The sequence below is a fragment of the Prolixibacter bellariivorans ATCC BAA-1284 genome (genome assembly GCF_000621705.1).
Classification (GTDB): Bacteria; Bacteroidota; Bacteroidia; order Bacteroidales; family Prolixibacteraceae; genus Prolixibacter; species Prolixibacter bellariivorans.
Genome location: NZ_JHXO01000005.1, coordinates 315,469 through 330,726 on the forward strand (window position 1 = coordinate 315,469; position 15,258 = coordinate 330,726).

The 15,258-nt window shown below is 42.6% G+C and carries 11 protein-coding genes and 1 pseudogene; all 12 read right to left on the reverse strand.

Annotation, left to right across the window (positions count from 1 at the left end):
• Positions 1-36: 36 nt before the first annotated feature.
• On the reverse strand, positions 37-1,218 hold the full coding sequence (gene gmd / locus T426_RS0104500; protein ID WP_027585337.1) for a GDP-mannose 4,6-dehydratase: 1,182 nt from the start codon (positions 1,216-1,218) through the stop codon (positions 37-39).
• 336 nt (positions 1,219-1,554) lie between these two features.
• Positions 1,555-2,208 carry a PQLLE family protein gene (locus tag T426_RS24945; protein WP_025864294.1) on the reverse strand — a complete coding sequence of 218 codons (654 nt, stop codon included), beginning with the start codon at positions 2,206-2,208 and terminating at the stop codon, positions 1,555-1,557.
• Between the two features lie 811 nt (positions 2,209-3,019).
• Complete coding sequence (locus tag T426_RS0104515; RefSeq protein WP_025864295.1) at positions 3,020-4,174, reverse strand: ATP-binding protein; 1,155 nt, start codon at positions 4,172-4,174, stop codon at positions 3,020-3,022.
• A gap of 383 nt (positions 4,175-4,557) precedes the next feature.
• Positions 4,558-5,577 carry a dTDP-glucose 4,6-dehydratase gene (gene rfbB / locus T426_RS0104520; RefSeq protein WP_025864296.1) on the reverse strand — a complete coding sequence of 340 codons (1,020 nt, stop codon included), beginning with the start codon at positions 5,575-5,577 and terminating at the stop codon, positions 4,558-4,560.
• Positions 5,578-5,973: 396 nt separating this feature from the next.
• Positions 5,974-6,528: a dTDP-4-dehydrorhamnose 3,5-epimerase gene (gene rfbC, locus T426_RS0104525; RefSeq protein ID WP_025864297.1), complete on the reverse strand. Its 555-nt coding sequence runs from the start codon at positions 6,526-6,528 to the stop codon at positions 5,974-5,976.
• Positions 6,529-6,597: 69 nt separating this feature from the next.
• Positions 6,598-6,972, reverse strand: a pseudogene (locus T426_RS26080) (four helix bundle protein).
• 98 nt (positions 6,973-7,070) lie between these two features.
• Positions 7,071-8,000: a glucose-1-phosphate thymidylyltransferase RfbA gene (gene rfbA / locus T426_RS0104535; RefSeq protein WP_428829251.1), complete on the reverse strand. Its 930-nt coding sequence runs from the start codon at positions 7,998-8,000 to the stop codon at positions 7,071-7,073.
• Between the two features lie 6 nt (positions 8,001-8,006).
• Entirely contained in the window at positions 8,007-9,218 is a 1,212-nt protein-coding gene (locus tag T426_RS0104540; RefSeq protein ID WP_025864299.1) for a glycosyltransferase family 4 protein, read from the reverse strand.
• Positions 9,219-9,224: 6 nt separating this feature from the next.
• On the reverse strand, positions 9,225-10,850 hold the full coding sequence (locus tag T426_RS0104545; protein ID WP_027585338.1) for an alginate lyase family protein: 1,626 nt from the start codon (positions 10,848-10,850) through the stop codon (positions 9,225-9,227).
• 31 nt (positions 10,851-10,881) lie between these two features.
• On the reverse strand, positions 10,882-12,990 hold the full coding sequence (locus T426_RS0104550) for a bi-domain-containing oxidoreductase (RefSeq protein WP_025864300.1): 2,109 nt from the start codon (positions 12,988-12,990) through the stop codon (positions 10,882-10,884).
• Positions 12,987-14,000: a glycosyltransferase gene (locus T426_RS0104555; RefSeq protein WP_025864301.1), complete on the reverse strand. Its 1,014-nt coding sequence runs from the start codon at positions 13,998-14,000 to the stop codon at positions 12,987-12,989. The genes T426_RS0104550 and T426_RS0104555 overlap by 4 nt, the downstream gene beginning before the upstream one ends.
• Positions 14,001-14,054: 54 nt before the next feature.
• Complete coding sequence (locus T426_RS0104560) at positions 14,055-15,257, reverse strand: DUF6337 family protein (protein WP_027585339.1); 1,203 nt, start codon at positions 15,255-15,257, stop codon at positions 14,055-14,057.
• Position 15,258 lies beyond the last annotated feature (1 nt).

A 15,258-nucleotide genomic window follows, 5' to 3' on the forward strand; every position in this document is an offset into this window, starting at 1 on the left:
CTTTAGACGTTAGATCTGTGACGTTTAGACATCTTTTTATTCAAAATAGTTCATAATGCGGTACCCGCCTTCTTTCAGCCAGGCATCTTTTTGCATGAGTTTGATGTCGGATTGCATCATGTCTTTGATGAGGCCGTCGAGGTCGTATTTCGGTTCCCATCCCAGTACTGTTTTCGATTTGGTCGGATCGCCAATGAGGAGGTCCACTTCCGTGGGACGGAAATAAGCCGGGTCGACTGCCACTAATGGGGAAGAGGTGAAGGGGTTAGTGGGAGAAGAGGAGATATGCGATTTGATATTTTCGAGATATGATTCTCCTACCTTCTCTATAAATATCTTTTCATCCACTGCGGTCAGGTATCCTTTTTCATCGGCTCCTTCGCCTTTGAAGGTTAGCTCCATACCCACTTCTGCTGCAGCCTTCTTGATGAAATCCCGAATGGTGGTGGTAATGCCGGTAGCAATCACGTAGTCATCCGGTTGATCCTGTTGCAGGATGAGGTACATAGCACGGATATAATCCTTGGCATGCCCCCAGTCACGTTTGCTCGACAGGTTCCCCATGAAGACTTTGTCCTGCATCCCCAGGGCAATGCGGCTCAGGGCGCGGGTCACTTTCCGGGTTACAAAGGTTTCACCACGAATAGGCGACTCATGATTGAAGAGAATCCCATTGCTGGCGTGCATGTTGTATGCTTCACGGTAGTTGACCGTAATCCAGTACGCATATAGTTTGGCTACCGCATAGGGTGAACGGGGATAGAACGGCGTTTTCTCGGTTTGCGGCACCTCCTGCACCATGCCGTACAGTTCGGAGGTGGATGCCTGGTAAATACGTGTTTTATCGGTGAGTTCCAGCAGGCGAACGGCTTCGAGGATACGGAGTGTTCCCAGACCATCGGCATTGCCCACATATTCGGGTGTTTCGAAGCTAACTGCCACGTGACTCATGGCTGCCAGGTTGTATATTTCGTCGGGTTGCATCTCCTGGATGATACGGGTCAGGTTCATCGAGTCGGTGAGGTCGCCGTAGTGGAGAATGAAGTTCCGGTGCTCCACATGCGGGTCCTGGTAGAGGTGATCAATGCGGTCGGTATTGAACAGTGATGAACGGCGCTTGATGCCGTGTACGATGTATCCTTTTTTCAGCAGGTATTCACTCAGGTAGGCGCCATCCTGTCCGGTGACACCGGTAATCAAAGCTACTTTTTGTGACATGTTTTTAAGGTATTTTATTGTTGATATTATCGACTGAAAGTCAAAAGTGCAAATATTAATAACGATAACAAAGATTACGCGAATTAGGGCTAATTACGCGAAACGACGTTCGACGCAGTCAATTGAGTTTTTCTATAACAAGTTGTTCGGAATAGGGGATAGGGTTTAAAGATTATGGTATAAGGTGTATGGTCTAGGGTAAAGCCTAATGTAGAAGGTCGTCGCGCTTCCTCCGTTCATTGAGATATTAAGTGCGCGATCCCACCTTGTTGATAAGATGGGATCGCGTGTGCTTGTGAGCATTGGGTAACGGATTGGGTTACCTGATTCATTTTTTTATGAACGGGCGATAATGCCGAGTTTCTCGAGATACTGTGCTTCGTCATCTTCGAAGATGAGTTTGGCTAACCGGGTAATCTCGTTGGCTGCTTCGTAGAGTTTATCCATTTTGGTGTTCCGCTCTTTGGTGGCGTATTGGGCATCCCCGCCTTCTTTTTCGCGGTTGGCACGGAGAACATCGAGTTCGTCTACGTCTGCCTGCAAAGCCTGAACCGATTCGAGGGTATAACCAAACGGAGCGAGTTTATCGAGCACTTCCTGCATGCCCAGCAGGTTACCATAAAAGTTTTTGGCTACCTGCAGGAAATCGGTGTATTTGGTGATTTTGTCTTCGTAGAGTCCCAGCGTATTGGCTTCGGCGGAGTTGGCCGGATAGAAGAATTTCAGTTTTTTCCTGATTTGGGAGAAATCCTTCCGGGTCTTTTTCTGCTGGTTGTTGAACAATTCACTGGCTGTTCGCCATTCGGCATTTTCGTTTTCATTTTTTTTAACGAGCGCTACCGTGTCGGTGTAAATTGTTTTGTTGGCGGTGTGTTTGGCCTCATCGTATCCGAAGGGGAGGAGGCGGGCACTGATGACGTCGTCGCTGGATGCATTGTAAATCTTGATGCGACAGTCTTCCATGAAGTCGTTAATTGATTGGTCTTTCATAGTGGAAAATTTTTATGTTAGAAAATTAGGTTGTAGGAAGTTATTAAATTTCAATGGATAAAGAAATCGACCAACTATGTTTATTATTCAATTATCCTGATGAAAGTTCTTTCATTTTTTCTTCCCTGCGGACGTTGTACTGTACTAGAAATTGCAATTGGAGTAATAATTCTTATTTATAGCTCTATATTGTCTATTTCATGTTTTTGGAAATTTTTTTTCTCATTTTCCAATCTCGAGGAGTTTTTCATGGCTTTTTTTGAGACATCCCCGTTTGAAAAAGTATGTCCCCAGAACATGTTTTAGGGTGTGCCGTGGAAAAAAGTATGTCCCCAGAACATATTTTGAAGTGTGCCGCAAGAAAAAGTATGTATCCGGAACATGTTTTAAGGTATGCCGCAGGAAAAAGTATGTACCCGGAGGGTCTGTTCAATGAACTGTGTCAGTCTTAAGTTTCCACGGATGGGCACAGATTGTTTTCACTGATGTTCACGGATAGGTTTAAAATCTGTTTTTCTGTTTGTTCTGGCGGTGTTTTTTTGGTCGGCCGGTTGATTTCTACTCACCCCAACCCCTCTCTAACATAGAGATGGGCTTTGGCCGGTGGTTGTGATGGGGGGCGTATTTTAATGGTTGTGCGGGAATGACCTTGGTCAGAATTTCACCCCTATATCCCCTGAAGGGGACTTTGGGGCCAGTGGTAAAAAGGTTGCCGAAAGTCTGACCTCTTGCTTGCGTCTTATTTTTTAAATGCTTAACACTTATTTATTTTTAACTACTCACCCCAACCCCTTTCCAGGGACCTCATGGGTTACATTTCTATTGAATGCATTTCGGTTATTGGGACGATCGTGATGTCATTGCTTCGTTTTTGCCTGGTGTCTCCACCATAAATCAATATCCCCCCTTCGGTTTTTGTGAGTTTATTCCAGTAGCGGATTCCTTTGAAGAAATCATTGGTAATGGTTTGCCCGGATTTGATTTCGACGGGGACGCGCCGGTTGTTTATTTCAATCAGTAAATCGATTTCGTTGCCGGTGTTGTCGCGCCAAAAGAACAGGTTGTTTGTCTGGCCATTGTTATATCGTCGCTTCAGGAAGTCAACGATGACCAGGTTTTCAAACAGGTTTCCCCTGAACGGATGCAGTGCCAGTTGGGAACTGTTTTCCACACCGAGCAAAGCCAGGGCCAGGCCGGTATCGTAAAAATAGAGTTTGGGCATTTTTACTATCCGCTTATTGAAATTTTTGTGATATGGTTGCAACCTGAAAACGATAAAACTGGTTTCCAATATCCCTATCCAGGAACCAATGGTTTTTACATCCACACCGACTTCGGTCGCCAGGCTGCTCATGTTCAGTAATTGACCTGTCCTTCCTGCACATAAGCGCAGAAAACGTTCGAACGCAAATAAGTCGGTAATGTTTTTCAATAAACGTACATCCCGCTCGATATATGTACGGATGTAATTGGCATAGAATTTTGCCGGTTCAACAGACTCATTGTAAAGAGCCGGATAACCTCCTTTGAATAAGCTTTGATTGTTATCCTGTTTCCCTTGCGTACTGATTTCTGCGAGGCTAAGCGGCAACAAAAACAGATAGGCGACCCTTCCGGCCAGACTTTGAGAGATGTTATCCTGCAGAAGAAAATTATTGGAGCCGGTTAAAATAAATAGGCCCTTATCATCATGTTCATCCAGTATTTGCTGGAGATAGGAGAACAGTTCCGGTGCACGCTGTGCCTCATCTAATATGGCCCCATGGGGATAATTAGATAAAAAGCCTCTTGGATCTTCTACTGCAAACCGACGAATATCCGGATTCTCCAAATTGACATACGGTTTTTGGCTAAACACCTTACGTACCAGGGTGGTTTTACCCGATTGCCGTGGACCTGTTACTGCAACTGCCTTAAACTGTTCGGCCAGTTTTATTAGTTCTTTTTCTGCTTCCCGATGTATCATGGTATAAATTTACAATTCTGGATTTGGATTCCAAAATTGTAAAGAATCGAATACTATGCTTTCAGAAGAGGTTCACATTCGGGGCGGATATGTTGTTGCGTCGCACATGTTAATGCCGAGTCGGACAAGCAGAGAAGGGGAGATTGGGTGAGTGAGAGAAATGGAGAAGCGAAGAATTGGTGATGGGTAAGGCGAACAGTCAAAAGTAAAACGGCAAAGGGGAAAAGGAATGGGGTTTAGCTAACATATTTCATCTTTTCCGGTCGATATTAGATAACCACTGTCAGGGTACAAGACCACTGACACGGTGTGGAAAAGGCATAAAAAAAGCCGGCTGAGTTGGTTATTCAGCCGGCGTTGCTATTGTGTGTTTTTTTGTTGTGTTACTTCTTCGTGTATTTCTCCAAATACCAATCGACTGTTTTGATGATGCCGGACTCGAAGTTTTCGTCGGCTTGCCAGCCGAGTTGGGTTTCGATCTTGGTGGCATCGATGGCGTAGCGGCGATCGTGGCCGGCCCGGTCGGTGACAAAGGTGATGAGGTCGGCATACTTTTTCCCGTCATTACGCGGTGCCCGTTCATCGAGCAGCTGACAGATATGATTCACGATGAACAGATTATCGCGTTCGTTTCGGCCGCCAATGTTATAGGTTTCACCGGATTTTCCTTTCTGTTCCACCAGGTCGATTCCTTTGCAGTGATCGAGTACATATAACCAGTCGCGGATGTTTTTGCCATCACCATAGATGGGGATGGGCTGTTCAGACAATGCTTTCCGGATGATGGTCGGGATGAGCTTCTCATCGTGTTGTTTGGGACCATAGTTGTTGGAACAATTGCTGGTGGTTACATTCATTCCGTAGGTATGGAAATAAGCCCGGACAATCAGATCGGAACTGGCTTTTGATGCGGAATAGGGACTGTTAGGCGCATAGGGCGTGGTTTCTTCGAACAGGCCTTCGGCACCCAGCGTTCCGTAAACCTCATCGGTTGAGATATGGTGGAAACGGCATGTTTCGTAACCCGGTTTTACCGTGAAGGGTTTTTCCATCCACTGTTTGTAGGCTACATCCAGCAGGTTGAAAGTACCATTCACGTTGGTGCGGATGAAAACTTCGGGGCCGGTGATGGAGTTGTCGACATGCGACTCGGCGGCAAAATGGAAAACGCCCCGAATATCGTATTTGGCAAAGAGGTATTCCACCAGTTCGCGGTTGCCAATATCTCCTTTGACCAACTCATAGCGCTCGTGGTTTTCCACCTCGGAGAGGTTGTTCAGGTCTCCTGCATAGGTCAGTTTGTCAAGGTTGATGATGAAAGCTTCCGGATGGGCTTCCAGGTAATAGGGAATGAAGTTGGCGCCAATGAATCCGGCACCGCCGGTAACTAGGATGTGTTGCATTTTTATCATGTTTTTATTCCTTTGAATTGCGATCAAAAGAACTAATGAGTGATATTTATTTGTTATACCTCTCGAGGATTCTGCCCTCAAGCCGGACGGGCTTTTCATTTTTCTCCTTAGATGAGAAAAACGAAACAAAAAGAATCAAGTCAAAGTGATTCCTTTCCTCCCGCGTCATGATTTTTTCTTGCGGACCCACTGTCCGGAATCCCCGCCAAAAATCAATCCCGCTCTCGCCGGCCCTGTGAAATATGAAATTGATTTCACTGGGCTGGCCCGGACGACTTTGACGGGCCTACCCGCTTTTCGCCTGTTGGCGAAGTGGGGGACTTGAGGGCGAATGGGAGAAGGGGCGATTTAAGCCTTTCTCAATGTTCGTTAGCCAGTTCCTGTGAATTAGTATTTAAAAGGATTATCTGTTTCGTTCAATGGTTTTAAAGCTTCGTCTTTTGCTGAAAGCTTTACTTCTGCTTCATCGATTTGCCAGTCGACGTTGATTTCCGGATCGTTCCAGGCAATGCCACCATCGTGGTCAGGTGCATAGACATTGTCTACTTTGTATGCAAAGGTGGCCGTTTCACTCAATACCACAAAGCCATGGGCAAAACCGCGGGGAATGAATAGCTGGTGCTTATTTTCTCCTGTCAGTTTTACCGCCACGTATTGTTTATAGGTCGGTGAACCCAGGCGCAGATCGACGGCTACATCCAGTACTTCTCCTTCGATGCAGCGGACGAGTTTGGCCTGGGCAAATGGCGGACGTTGGAAATGGAGTCCGCGCAGAACACCACGTGTTGAACGGGATTCGTTGTCCTGCACAAAGTTGATGTTGCCAATATGTTGTTCAAATTCTTTCTGACTGAATGATTCAAAAAAATACCCGCGTGCGTCGCCGAAAACTTTCGGTTCGATGATGAAAACACCGGGGATGGATGTTTTGGTGAAGGTCATGGGTTCAATATTTTTTGAAATGCTTTTTATCAAGTGAATGGGCGATGGGGCGACTAGCGATGGGGCGATTTAGTGGCACCATTTATCAGGATTGTTAGCCATCAGTACGAGTTGGGACAGAACATGGTCATAGGCATCGTACAAACGGTCATAATCCGATAGTTCAATATAATTGAAGGATTTGGCAAAGTCGAGCCAAACCTGGGTTTCGGCGGCTTCACTTTCGGCATCCGATAGTTTCTAGACGAAATGTTTGGGATATTTTCTTTTTCGATAAGCTTCAGCAATATTGGCAGCGACCGAACGTGAACTTCTACGAACCTGATCGGTTAATGAATATTTCTCTTCAGCCGGAAAATTCTTAGACAGTTGGTAAATTTCCAATGCCGCCTGAAATGCTGCCTGATAAACCCGAAGCTCTTTATGTGTCTTTATCGTCTCCAATTTAATGAGCTCTATTTATGTCCCCCACTCGCCCTTTCTCCCACTCGTCTATTCTCTTGATTTGTTATCAATCTTTTTTTTGTCAGTTATCCCAGCATTTACTTTTCAGCGACCAGCTGTAACAGGTACTGCCCGTAACCGTTTTTCTTCAACGGTTCGGCAAGTTTGCGGACCTGGTCGGCATCAATGTAGCCCATCTTGTAGGCGATTTCTTCGATGCAGGCGATTTTGAGACCCTGGCGGGTTTCGACGGTTTGGATGAACTGGCTGGCATCGAGGAAGGATTCGTGCGTACCGGTATCGAGCCAGGCATAGCCACGGCCCATCAGTTCCACCTTTAAGCGGCCTTCGTCCAGATAGTGCTGGTTGACGGTGGTAATTTCGTATTCTCCGCGGGTGGAAGGTTGAATGTTTTTGGCAACGTCCACCACGTCGTTGGTGTAAAAGTAGAGACCCACCACTGCATAGTTGGACGCTGGTTTTTCCGGTTTCTCCTCGATGGACGTGACATTGCCTTCCTTATCGAATGTGGCCACTCCGTAACGCTCCGGGTCGTTCACATAGTATCCAAATACAGTGGGTTTGCCCTCTTCTTCTATATTATGGCGAGCTTGTTTCATTAAATCTACCAGGCCGTGGCCATAAAAGATGTTATCACCCAACACCATGCAGACGCTATCGTCTCCAATGAATTCTTCACCAATCGTGAATGCCTGGGCCAAACCGTCCGGACTCGGTTGTTCCTTGTAACTAAACTGCATTCCCAAATCTTTTCCACTTCCCAGTAGTTTTTCAAAACCGGGCAGGTCTTCTGGTGTGGAGATGATGAGGATTTCCCTGATGCCCGCCAGCATGAGCACTGACAAGGGGTAATAGATCATCGGTTTGTCAAAAATGGGTAGCAGTTGCTTGGAAATCCCCTTGGTGATGGGGTAGAGACGCGTGCCGGACCCGCCGGCGAGGATGATGCCTTTCATATGGAAACGATTTTTAGTTTTTTTGATGTAAAAAGAATTAAGGTAGGTCATTATGTTTTATCGTGAAACTTCTTTTATTATTTCATACATTTTTTTAGATAGTACCTTTCGATCATAGTCTTTGGCCAGTTGGGCGCCTCCTTTTTTACATTGTAGATATAATGCTTTATCGGTCACCAAAGCGTTTAATTTCTCGAGAAAATCTTTTTCATTCTCCGGGTCGAAGCAAACGCCTGCGTTGTATTGTTCTATCATGCCTTTTGATTCTCCCTCGACGCCCAGCAGAATTGGGATTTCCATAGCCGCGTTTTCGAAAATTTTCGATGGAATTACAGTATGGAACAGAGGTGATTTCTTTAGGTTGATTAGTGAAATATCGAGGATGGATATATATCGTTTTACCTGATCTTTGGGGACGGGATTCAGCATGGTGACGTTAGACAATTTCATCTCCTTGTGTTGTTCCAAAAGTTTTTTCTTTTCTGCTCCCGTTCCGAGCAGAATGAAGTGGATGTCTTTATTTTCTAGTTTGCCAGCACAATTCAAGATGAAATCGAGTTTGTGTGCCATTCCATGTGTTCCAATATAACCCACCACGATTTTATTTTCCAATTGCAGCTCCTTTAGCAATTCTGCGTCTTTGGGTAGCGGATTATACAGGTCCATGTTTGCACCATTTTTTACCACTTTTATCTTCTCAGAATCAACGCCCTTTGTTTCAATGGCTTTTTTGAATGCATCGGTAACCACGACAATTTTTGCTGCTTTTTTGTAACAACGACGTTCCTGCCATTCAAAGTGACGGAGAATCCAATTGTCTTTCATTGCACCCACCGTTTTAATGGATTCGGGCCAGAGGTCCCGTACCTCCATGATCCAGGGGGTTCGTTTCCAGAAAGCGAGATTTCTTCCCGATAGTGCCGTGAAAAACTGTGGTGATGTAGCTATAATCAAGTCCGTCTTAATGAACAGGCCAGCCATGAATGCCCTTATGGCATATGAAATGTAATCCAATGTCCGTTTAACGAATCCTTCATTGGCTGTGATGTAACTCCAAACCCGGATCACCTTAATGCCATCGATCCATTCTACGGCTTTCCATTTGTTTTTGTAACCGGCATATATTTTCCCTTCCGGAAAGTTCGGAAAGCAGGTTATCACTGTGACTTCGGCCCCCATTTTCACCCACTCACGACAGTGTTCGTAAGTGCGGGTAGCTGGTGCATTTACTTCCGGCGGGAAGTTATCGGTTAGAAATAAGATTTTCATTGGATATTATGCGGTTGCAATAATGGTATTTAATTCTTTGTTAAAGCGTATTTCAATTTTGTAATTATCTGCACAACGATTATACCCATCGGGTATTTTTGTCTGAATCAATCGAACAGATTCTGCATTTTGAAACGAGATAAAAATTCCCTCTATTTTGATGCTTTGTTGATTTTGGATAGGGGTTAAACCGCGCCCCAACCAAATATGTGCTTTCCCCTCTGTTATTTTGCCCTCAAGCATATCATTTATCAGAATTTGATTTTCATCAAATTGCCATTCTCGTTTGTGTGTGGTTCCTAAACTCTTATACCCATCGTGTTGCGCAATGATTCGCTGGTTGTTGTCTTCAATAATCTTCACTTCGGCCCGTTTGGCGACTCGGAAGGATGACCAGATTTTCGATGAATCTTTGTCCTGGACAGTGACTGTATTGTGTGCAGACGTTCCTCGCTCTTTTAACCTTGTTTTGCCTGCGTCATAGGTAGAGATACCTGTGTCAACTATGATGGGCTGATTATTGACATTCAAAACAAAGTTGGAGGTGTCGGCATGAGCGTGCCCGGGTTGGTAGGATGGGCCAATAGGGCCGATATCGACTAAGCACTCATAATTTTCACCATTATAACGGCGATATCCTGATTGAGAGAGGCACGAATTATAAAAATTTTCGCAAATGTCACGAATTTCCTCCTCAGATAAGAGTTTTAGACGAATAGCATAGTTGTTTATTTCCTTTGTTGCAGGAGCTATACCCGGCGCTGCATCATTCAATAAGGGGACTTCTCCATTGGAGAAGGTCATAGCGTTCAGCCATTGCAACATTTTCTGTGCCTTCAATTGCATCAGAGAACTTAGTTCATCCTGATCCTGGAATACGTCGTTATGGCTGATCAGGTTGATGCAATCCAATAGTCTATCAAGCAAAATTTGGTGGTACATGGTACTTAACTCAAAATGCCCACCATCTTCCAATATCTGTTCCTCCAGTTCCTTTTCCAGTATTTTCTTTGCCTTTGAAAAGAATTTTCTGTCTCTAAAATAGTAGGCACCATACAACAGACTCATAGCATCTTCCAGCAAGTGATTACCCAGAAGGTGGTACTCCAGGTTGTTGAGGAGGATATGGTATTGGGCGTATAAGGAATTGTTGATGGTGATCAGTGATGAGTGGTCAGTGAGCTGTGGATGATGTAGAGACAGGAACTTAATCCAATTGATACCTCTCAATGCAATTGGGTAAGGTTCCTGACCTGTAGAATTTGGTGGTAAATTATGAATGAACCTTTCAATGAGCTTTATCCCTGTTGCTATGTCCATATTGGGCTGCAACAGATAATCCATGTAGTTGAGGTTATATGCCCAAAGTTTGCCATACTGTGCCAGGTTCCAATCGAATTCTTCCGGAAATGAGTGAGAAATATTTAAAAAGGTAAATTTGCCGGCCTTATAGCTTTCTGATTTTGCAAGCCAGGGCACCAACTTTACAGGTGTAGCTTCTGATGGTATACTTAGCGAATCATTAAACCGCAATAGCTGCCTCATCTTATGACGAATCCGGTACCAAAGCTGGTACCGGAGCTGAATGGGTTTGAGGTGTTTTACTGTATGATAATATTTGGAAATATCCACTTGAATACTGATTTGAATTGATTGGTCAAGTTTATATTTCAATCCAGCGTCCTTCTTTCAAAGATTGAATGGCCGCAAAGCTAGCCTTGGTGGTGTTTACAATCTCATCGAAAGGGATAATGGGGTGACCGCTTTTGACAGACTCCACCAACAGTTTAAACTGCTTCTTGTGTCCTTTGTCTAGTTTGGTTTTCGTTTTAGAAAAACCTTTTACACCATACCCCTTTAACGTACGCCAGTTGTCAATAATCAGTGTTTTTTCCTGGTTGTAGGCTTCGATGCGCTCCTTGGAATAGGCTTTACTGCCGTTAGCAAAATAGTTGATTACTGCATTCGTTCCGTTTTCATATTTTAGTAAAATACTGGCATTGTCGGTATTCTCCTCAGGATTGATTCCCATACTGTTCATGGCTACTGCCTTGACCTTACTTCCGGCTAAGAAAGTGCAAAGATCGATGTAGTGACAGGCTTCACCGATAATGCGTCCGCCACCAATTTCTAAATCGTGTACCCATACTTCGGGAGGGATAAAACCGGCATTCATCGTGGCCACGATATTTTTAGGGCCTTCACCTAACAATTTTTTCATTTTTTGCGCCAGGGGAGCGAAACGCCGGTTGAAACCCACGACCACCATTCTGTCATTTTGATTGGCTGCTTTCGTAATTTCATCCAGTTCTGTTTCATTCAGACAAAGCGGTTTCTCAACAAATACATTTTTCCCGGCCTTTAATGCCTCGATGGTCATTGGAGCGTGTAAATTGTGGCGCGTGGTAATCATGATCGTATCGACCTCTGCATCCTTTAGTATTTCCTGATAATCGGATGTTGCCTGAGTAATGTTTCCTTTTCTTGCTAACGTCTTGGCTGATAATCCCCCTGCGCTGGCAATTATTTTCATTTTGGCATCGGCTGCCAACATTCCGGGAATAATGGTCGATGACGTGAAGTTGCCGGCTCCAATAATTCCAAAAACTCCTTTTTGTCCATTGAATTGGCTGGAGGTTACTTCCACTGTCACTTTTTTATTGGCTTGTTCCGGATAGGTCAGGATGGAAGCAATGGAGCCCTGTTTTCGCATGTTACCATAAATGATATCGAATTCTTCCAGTGGTACTTCTTCCGTAATTAGTGGCTTCACATCCAGTTGTCCTTTGGAGATGGCGTTCAGGATGGCTTCAAAATTTCTTTTTTCCGTCCATCGGACATAACCGATGGGATAATCCTGTCCTTTTTGTTCGTAGTTTTCATCATAACGTCCGGGGCCGTATGAGCAGGACACCTGGAATGTTAGTTCTTTTTTGTAAAAATCGTCCCGGCGTATATTTAATCCAATCACTCCAACCAGAATAACTCGTCCCCTCTTGCGGCTCATTTCTGCAGCCTGGTGGATGATTTCATCGCTTTTGTTGGAAGCAGTTATAATTACTCCATCCGCACCAATTTCGTTTGTTTGCTGCAGAACGTATTTCACTGGATCGGTTCCGTTTCCAGGATTAAATGCTGTAATTCCTTTGGATGCGGCCATATCGACTTTTTGCTGGTCAAAGTCGTAGCCAATGACGTTGCAGCCATTGGCCTTCAATAATTCTGCCGTAACAAGCCCGATAAGTCCAAGGCCAACAACCACGATTGTTTCTCCGAAGGTCGGGTTACAAAGACGAATTCCTTCCAGGCCAATGGAACCGATAACGGTGAAGGCAGCTTCCGAATCTGTTACATTGTCAGGAATTTTGGCGACTAAATTTTCAGGAATGCAAACAAATTCAGCATGATTCCCATTGGAGGCCACCCGATCACCTACCTGAAAGCTATGTACTCCTTTGCCAACAGCTTCCACAATACCTACGTTACAATAGCCCAAAGGAAGTGGTTGGTTTAGTTTGTTAAACACTGCCTCTACGGTAGGCAAAACTCCCTCAGCTTTCATTTTATCCAACACCTGCTTTACCTTATCGGGTTGCTGGCGTGCTTTGTCAATAAAGCCGGCTTTGCCAAATTCAACCAACATGCGCTCTGTCCCTAATGAAACTAAACTTCGGGTTGTCCGAACTAATACGGTTCCTGGTCTGACTTGCGGTGTTGGAACTTCTTCTAATATGGTATTGCCTTTTTTAAGGTCCTGGATGATTTGTTTCATTTGATAATTTTTTCAATAATATTTTTTAGACCATTAAGCCTGGTAGAATATGAGAAAAGTTCTTTACTTCTTTCTATACCTTGTCTGGCTTTTTCTTCTATGATATTATGGTTACTAATTGTTGAAAGTATCGATTTCGCTATTTCTTCAGGTGTATTTTCTTTTGTGTAAACAGGTAAGTTATCAAGAACGTAAGGGACTGCAGAGTTTTTTGTTGATAAGACAACTGCCCCGCATGAGCTTGCTTCTAACATTGCTAATCCAAACCCTTCATAATATGTTGGTGAAATGAATATACTACATTTCTTCATCAATTCTATTTTCTCTTCCTCCGAAACACTACCCCTAAATTGAACAAGGTTTTCTATCTTAAGGTCTTTTACTAGTTTTTCTAATTCGTGAATGCCATCCCCATATCTACCTACAATGATATACTTATAATCTTTTAGTTGGTCTTTTATTAGTGCAATAGCCTTTATCGTTAAGTCAATGCATTTTCTTTTATAATTTGCTTTTTGAAGCCAAGAGACAGAGAGAAAAAATTTTTCTTTTGGAAGAATAGGTGATGTTTGGTTTTGATACTTAGGTTCAACAATGTGTGGTATGTAGTTGAAATTATTATAATTGAAGTGCTTTTTCATTTCAATTAGTTCATATTCAGATACAAATATGTTTGCATCTGAATATTTTAATGGTGTTTTTATTAGTATTCTTTCAATAAATGACCTGCTATGGTAACTATTGTGAGGATTAGCAATGTTGAATGTTCCAGTTATTATTAAGGGTTTTCTATTAATTATACTTGCAATCAGAGGAAATATCGCGTAAGTCCACCACCATACAAAATACAAATCATATTTTATTCTAAATAATTCAGATATGCGGTTGGTTATTATAACTTCGTACCCGAGTTCTTTTAAAATTCTTATGTCTTGAGCATAGAAATTAACATCGTCTAGTATCTTGATATCATCTATCTTAACAAAGAAACAGATTTTTTTATTTTTCATATCATGTCAGATATTCAGTGTTTTATGATTTTTTTTGTTGATAATAATTCGACATTAAGTGTGTTGCATGATTGGATTATTCTTTTTTCTTAATGTGTTGTAAGTTAAATATAATAGAATCCCAAATGTTGGAAATTCATAAAAGAATAGATTACCTGTATAAGAGTCAAACCAAGCAAAAAATAACATGGTAAGGAATGTTCCATAAATAACAAGGAAAATTAAATCCTTTGTTTTTAAGGAAATGATTAAGAAGGAGTATGTCATTGCTCCAAAAATCAGAGTATAAATAATTCCCCAGAAACTTCCACTATATATATATATGGTTCCGAAGAAGGTTTTAGTGTTAGTACTTATGTCGCCACCTATGTTCGTCATTATATTTTTATAGTTGTATAGCTCTCCATCTCCCAAAAAGTGATTGTAAATGTTAATAAGTGGATTAACTATGACGCCGGGGTCAAAGCCAATCTCATTATTTTGTTTTAAATATTCTGAAAGCCCTAAAGGTCCCGAGAAAATATATGTCATAAAGTGAGTAAAAACGAATTTAATTGGCATTTGAGGGCCTATAGCAATTCTGTATACGGTGTAAAATAAAAGAAAGCTTGATAATAGTAATTTTGTTATGAACCAGATTGATAAAGTTGTTTTCCTTAATATAATTCTTACGAAAAGCCCCGAAATGATTGGTATAAATATCCAGCCTTTTACCCCATAAGAGATGAAGAAGAAGAGTAGTATAAGTAGGGGAATATTGTATTTTTTTTTGTACTTAACAATTAGAGCAATAAAGAAGAATCTTGATGCCATAAGAGTATGACCAGAAATACCACCTCCAAAAGCCGCCTGAAAATTATCACTGCCGATTGGTGCAATTTTCAAAGTAAGAAGCAATTCTACCGAAAGTATGACTATAGCGATGTAGGATAATTTAAGTATTACCTTGTCAAGGTGTTGGTTGTCATATAGAAGGAATGGGTTTTTATGAATGTTTGTTTTTGGTAAAATTAGAACTGATAGAAATATTCCTGGTAACCAAAAAATGAATATACCAAATATCCATATCCATAAAGAATCAAAATTGAATGAAACAAATCCTAGTGAGGGGCCAACGAAAATTGCCAATAGAACAATTATTCCATAGGGGATTGAAAGAATCGTGATTGGAGTTATGATGGTACCATATATTAGTCTATCAATCTTGGATAAGACAACTATTTCAATTATAAAGATTATTAAGATATATTGACTCATT

Excerpts from the sequence above, each read along its gene's own strand:
- gmd (WP_027585337.1), bottom strand. The coding sequence starts at position 1,218 with ATGTCACAAAAAGTAGCTTTGATTACCGGTGTCACCGGACAGGATGGC.
- T426_RS24945 (WP_025864294.1), bottom strand. The coding sequence starts at position 2,208 with ATGAAAGACCAATCAATTAACGACTTCATGGAAGACTGTCGCATCAAG.
- T426_RS0104515 (WP_025864295.1), bottom strand. The coding sequence starts at position 4,174 with ATGATACATCGGGAAGCAGAAAAAGAACTAATAAAACTGGCCGAACAG.
- rfbB (WP_025864296.1), bottom strand. The coding sequence starts at position 5,577 with ATGCAACACATCCTAGTTACCGGCGGTGCCGGATTCATTGGCGCCAAC.
- rfbC (WP_025864297.1), bottom strand. The coding sequence starts at position 6,528 with ATGACCTTCACCAAAACATCCATCCCCGGTGTTTTCATCATCGAACCG.
- rfbA (WP_428829251.1), bottom strand. The coding sequence starts at position 8,000 with ATGACCTACCTTAATTCTTTTTACATCAAAAAAACTAAAAATCGTTTC.
- T426_RS0104540 (WP_025864299.1), bottom strand. The coding sequence starts at position 9,218 with ATGAAAATCTTATTTCTAACCGATAACTTCCCGCCGGAAGTAAATGCA.
- T426_RS0104550 (WP_025864300.1), bottom strand. The coding sequence starts at position 12,990 with ATGAAACAAATCATCCAGGACCTTAAAAAAGGCAATACCATATTAGAA.
- T426_RS0104555 (WP_025864301.1), bottom strand. The coding sequence starts at position 14,000 with ATGAAAAATAAAAAAATCTGTTTCTTTGTTAAGATAGATGATATCAAG.
- T426_RS0104560 (WP_027585339.1), bottom strand. The coding sequence starts at position 15,257 with ATGAGTCAATATATCTTAATAATCTTTATAATTGAAATAGTTGTCTTA.